Genomic DNA, 4612 nt, shown 5'->3' with positions numbered 1-4612 from the left:
CATGCCGTAGGTCTCCGCCCGGGACGGCAGCACGAGCACGTCGGCGTCGGCGTAGGCGGCGTCGAGCGCATCGCCGGCCAGCGGCCCGAGCACCCGGATGCGGCCCTGTGGATGCTCGCCGGAGATTGTCGTACCCGGCCGGTACATTGCGTCCCACCCAGTGCCGGGGTGGGGGAGGCGGCGGCGGGCCGCGTCGGCGTTTTTCGCGTCCGCGGCGTCGAGACGGCCGTGGGCCGCTTCGTCGTGGTGGCGACCGCGGGTCACCCCTTCGATTCGGCGGGCGTCGGCGATCTCGTCCAGGCTGCCCGCGCCGGCGAAGGTGCAGCGCCAGTCCAGGTCGTCCAGCCGCGCCAAGGCTTCCAGGAGGACGTCCTGGCCCTTCCGGCGGCTGATCGCGGCCACGCAGAGCAGCCGGCCACCGCCGGGGGACGGCTCGGCCGGCGGCGCCGGATCCACGCCCGGCGGCGCCACGTGCACCTTCTCCGGCGGCAGATCGTGCAGCGAGACGACCCGCGACGCCGCCTGGGCGCTGGTCACCACCACCGCGGCCGCCGCATGCAGGGCCCGGCGCTCGAGCGGCACCAGGTCGGCCGCCGCCTCGGACTCGTCGCCGAGCGGCAGGTGCACGATGATGACCACCCGTTGCCGTGCCGCCTCGATGACGGCCGGGACACCGCACGCCACCAGGCCGTCGATCAACACATCGGACATTTCTGGAATGTTCGCCAGCGCGGCGGCCAGCGCGTCCGAGGACGACCGGGACGGGCGTGGCCACGTACCCGGAATAGCGATCTCACAGACGTCGCGCAACCGGTCGCACACCGCCCGGTCGTAGCGGTTCCCGCCGCTCGGCCGGGCCGGATCGTCCACCCCGCCGGGCAGCACGAAGTAGACCGTCACAGGTCCCGCTCGTATCCCGCCCACGCGATGTGCGACTCGTGCAGCGTCACCGCGAGCCCCGTCAGCCCGGCCGCGCCCGGACCAAGCGCGCCCGCCGAGATCCGGTCCGCGAGCCGGTCCGCGATCACCTTCGCGAGGAACTCGGTCGACGTGTTCACCCCGGCGAAGTCCGGCTCGTCGTCCAGGTTGCGGTAGCTCAGCGCCCCGCACACGTCGCGCAGCTGCTCGCTCGCCAGCCCGATGTCCACGACGATGTTGTCGTCGTCGAGCGCGGGCCGCTTGAAGGTCGCGTCCACCACGAAGGTGGCGCCGTGCAGCTTCTGCGCCGGTCCGAAGACCTCACCCGAGAAGCTGTGCGCGATCATGATGTGGTCGCGGACCGTGACGCTGAACAAGCCTTCACTCTCCTTCGTAGTTCACCAGGTGACACAGGGCCGGGAGCTCGCCGCTCGCCAGCCGCGGCATGACCTCGGGCAGCTCGCCGAATGCCGACCGCCCGGTGATCAGCGCGCCGAACCGGTCATCGTGCAAGAGATCAAGAGCAAGACCCAGACGCTCACCGTACGTGCGCCGGCGGCCCGGCCGGATGCCACCGACCTGGCTGCTGCGCACGGTCAGCCGCCGCGAGTGGAAGAACTCGCCCAGCGGCACGCTCACCGGCTCGTCGCCGTACCAGCTCAGCTCGATCACCGTCCCCTCCGGCGCGAGCAGCTCCAGCGACCGGGTCAGCCCGGCGGACGTGGCGCTGGCGTGGATGACCAGGTCGCAGTCGCCGTCCGCCGAGGAGGGTGTCGCGAAGTCGACACCCAGCGCCGCGGCCACCGGCGCCCGGCCGGGGTCCGCGTCCACCAGCTGCACCCGCGCACCCGGGAAGCCGGCCAGCACCCCGGCCACCGAGCAGCCGACCATGCCGCCGCCGACCACCGCGATCCGGTCGCCGACCAGCGGCGCGGCGTCCCAGACGGCGTTCACCGCGGTCTCCACCGTGCCGGCCAGCACCGCCCGCTCCGCCGGCACGCCCTCGGGCACCACGGTGACCGCCGAGGCCGGGACCACATACCGGGTCTGGTGCGGGTAGAGGCAGAAGACGGTACGGCCCCGCAACGACGGCGGGCCCTGCTCGACGACGCCCACGCTCAGATAGCCGTATTTGACCGGGCCCGGAAAGTCGCCTTCCTGATAGGGCGCGCGCATCAGGTCGTGTTGGCTGGCAGGGACGCCGCCGCGGAAGACGAGCGTCTCGGTGCCGCGGCTCACACCGGAGTGGAGGGTCCGCACGAGGACCTCGTCGCGCGTCGGATCCGGCACCGTTTCGAGGCGTATCTCTCCACGCCCTGGGGCAGCCACCCAGAAGGAACGAGCTGAACCCGACACGGAACTCCTCGACCGGCTGAACCGAACACGCCCGGCGAGCGTGTTCCTGAGGGACAGCGGCAACCATACGCGGCAACCGATCTTGCCAGGAGGCACGGTGACTTTCAGTACCGATTCGGCTACCACCACGGCGTCCCCTGGGCCGGTGGTCGGCCTGGTCGTCGAGGCGGGCCTGCTCACGGGCCTCGCGGCCACGGTGGGGCTGTCGGCCGGTGGGTGGCTGGCGGGCGTCGCGTACGCGATGGTCCTCTGCGGTCTCCTGGCTCTTGGGCTGCGCCGGGCGGGCATGACGGCGATGGGCCCGGCGAACCTGGTCACCTTCGCGCGGGCGCTGATGGTCGGCGGGGTGACCGCGATGGTCGTGTCGTCGTTCACCGGGCCGGTGCACATGGCGGCGCTGGTCACCCTGGTCGGCGTGGCGCTGGCCCTGGACGGCGTGGACGGCCAGGTGGCTCGCCGCACCGGATCGTCGTCGGCGCTGGGCGCCCGGTTCGACATGGAGATCGACGCGTTCCTGATCCTGGTGATGAGCGTCTTCGTGGCGGGCACGTTCGGCTGGTGGACGGTGGCGATCGGCGCCTACCGCTACGTCTTCGTGGCCGCCTCGTGGGCCGCGCCGTGGCTGACCGCGCAGCTTCCGCCGAAGTTCTCCCGCAAGGTCGTCGCCGCCACCCAGGGCGTCGCCCTGGTCGTCGCCACCTCGCACCTGCTGCCGTCGTGGCTGGCGGGCGCCGGTCTGGTGGTCGCGCTGGCGTCGCTGTCCTGGTCGTTCGGCCGCGACGTCCTCTGGCTCTGGACCGCCGAGCGCCTGCGCCGGGCGGCCGCCGAGCGGGTGACCCTGCCGATCGTCCCGGTCCAGCGCCAGTTGGTGTGCCAGCCCGCGGCAGCCGCCTGACGGCCTGCGACCGGCCGCCTGTGGACGACGCCGGCGAAAGCGTCATACCGCGCCCGTAATCTCCGACCCGCCCAGTGCAGGGGTGGGGTAGGCGGCGGCGCGCGAGCGGCTACGCAATCCTGCGGATCGTGCCGGACGGCGCCGCCGGTACCGCCGTCGGGTGCAGGATCGCGGCTATCGCCTCGACGCCATCGACCAGACGAGGGCCGGGACGCACCACCAGGCCGTCGCCGTCGATCGCCCAGACCTGCGCGTCCGGGAAGTGCGGCACCACCGCCGCGGCCTGGGCGGCGGCACCGTCCAGATGGAATCCGCACGGCGTGACCAGCACGATCTCCGGCTGCGCGGCCGCCAGGGCGGCCCACGTCGTCTCCACCGAGCGGGCGCCGGGCCGCGCTGCCACCGGTGCGCCGCCGGCCGCGGTGATCAGGTCCGGCACCCAGTGGCCCGCGGTGAACGGCGGATCCACCCATTCGACGACGGCAACGCGTGGCGGGCGGCGGCCGGTGACGGCCGAGCGCACCGCCGCGAGCCGCGCCCGGCAGGACGCGACCAGCTCGGCGCCGCGTGCCGGCACCCCGGCCGCGTCGGCCACGGCCCGGAAGGTGGCGAGGACCTCCTCCAGGGAGTACGGATCGAGCGACACCACGTCCGCCGAGCAGCCGAGGTGGTTCAGCGCGTCGGTCACGTGACCGGAGGGCAGCGCGCACACCCGGCACAGGTCCTGGGTCAGGATCAGGCTGGGAGCCAGGCCGGCGAGGGCGTCGGCGTGCAGGGTGTAGAGGTCTCCGCCGCCGGCCAGGTGCGTCTTCACGTACTCGTCGATCTCGCCCGGGGTCATCCCGCTGGTGTCCCGGCCGCCGACCACCACGGCCTTCGTGGCGCGCGCGGCCGGTGGTTCGTCGCATTCGAAGGTCACGCCGGCCAGGGAGGCATCGAGGCCGAGGGCGTAGACGATCTCGGTGGCCGACGGCAGGAGGGAGACGATCCGCATGGCTCCATGGTCACCCGGCCGAAAGTCGTAGCGCCGCCGGGATGCTTCCCGTCCGCGGGCGGATGCGTCCCGATCACCGCGCGCGACATGCTGACGCGACCATCACCGGACCCTTGGGGGAGCGTATGACCTCCGCACCGAACCAGGACACCGCGCCGCTGGCACATGCGGACGTCATCGTCCTGGACTACCTGGCCGCGCTGTGGGCGGAGAGCGAAGGGCTGGCGCACGAGCTGCGCGACGAGCTGATGACCACGGTCGCCGACTACATCGCGGCGCGGCGTACCTCTGTCTCCGACCCGATCTCGGACCCTGAGGAGATCGTCGGGCGCCTCGGGCCGCCGGAGGCGATCGTCGCCTCCGTGCGGCGTGGCCGGATGCCCGCACATCTCAGGATGCCCCTGCCGCCGCCCGTGCCGGTCCGGCGGCGTCCGGCCCCGCCCGTCGCC

5 protein-coding genes and 1 pseudogene are annotated in these 4612 nt (G+C 73.2%); 2 read left to right on the top strand and 4 right to left on the bottom strand.

What is annotated here, in order from left to right; all coding sequences use genetic code 11:
• The 3 genes from AB0M20_RS28635 to AB0M20_RS28625 all read right to left on the bottom strand — a co-directional run.
• The coding region (locus AB0M20_RS28635) for a glycosyltransferase (RefSeq protein WP_364303418.1) at positions 1 to 900 on the bottom strand (900 nt) is incomplete at its 3' end.
• Complete coding sequence (locus AB0M20_RS28630) at positions 897 to 1295, bottom strand: 6-carboxytetrahydropterin synthase (RefSeq protein ID WP_364303416.1); 399 nt, start codon at positions 1293 to 1295, stop codon at positions 897 to 899. The genes AB0M20_RS28635 and AB0M20_RS28630, both read right to left, overlap by 4 nt.
• 4 nt (positions 1296 to 1299) lie before the next feature.
• Positions 1300 to 2274 carry a zinc-binding alcohol dehydrogenase gene (locus AB0M20_RS28625; RefSeq protein WP_364303414.1) on the bottom strand — a complete coding sequence of 325 codons (975 nt, stop codon included), beginning with the start codon at positions 2272 to 2274 and terminating at the stop codon, positions 1300 to 1302.
• 97 nt (positions 2275 to 2371) lie between these two features.
• Here AB0M20_RS28625 and AB0M20_RS28620 point away from each other — a divergent pair, with 97 nt between their 5' ends.
• The gene (locus AB0M20_RS28620; protein ID WP_364303412.1) at positions 2372 to 3169 is read left to right on the top strand and encodes a CDP-alcohol phosphatidyltransferase family protein; all 798 of its coding nucleotides are present in this window, start codon (positions 2372 to 2374) and stop codon (positions 3167 to 3169) included.
• Between the two features lie 109 nt (positions 3170 to 3278).
• On the opposite strand, the gene AB0M20_RS28615 is transcribed toward AB0M20_RS28620, so the two are convergent.
• Entirely contained in the window at positions 3279 to 4163 is an 885-nt protein-coding gene (locus AB0M20_RS28615) for an ABC transporter substrate-binding protein (protein WP_364303410.1), read from the bottom strand.
• A gap of 125 nt (positions 4164 to 4288) precedes the next feature.
• On the opposite strand from AB0M20_RS28615, the pseudogene AB0M20_RS28610 reads away from it, so the two are divergent.
• Positions 4289 to 4612, top strand: a pseudogene (locus AB0M20_RS28610) (hypothetical protein); the annotation flags it as partial.

This window comes from Actinoplanes sp. NPDC051633, from assembly GCF_040681735.1.
GTDB lineage: Bacteria > Actinomycetota > Actinomycetes > Mycobacteriales > Micromonosporaceae > Actinoplanes.
Note: the sequence above shows the minus strand (reverse complement) of the source record. Positions and strands in the feature narration are given on the sequence as shown.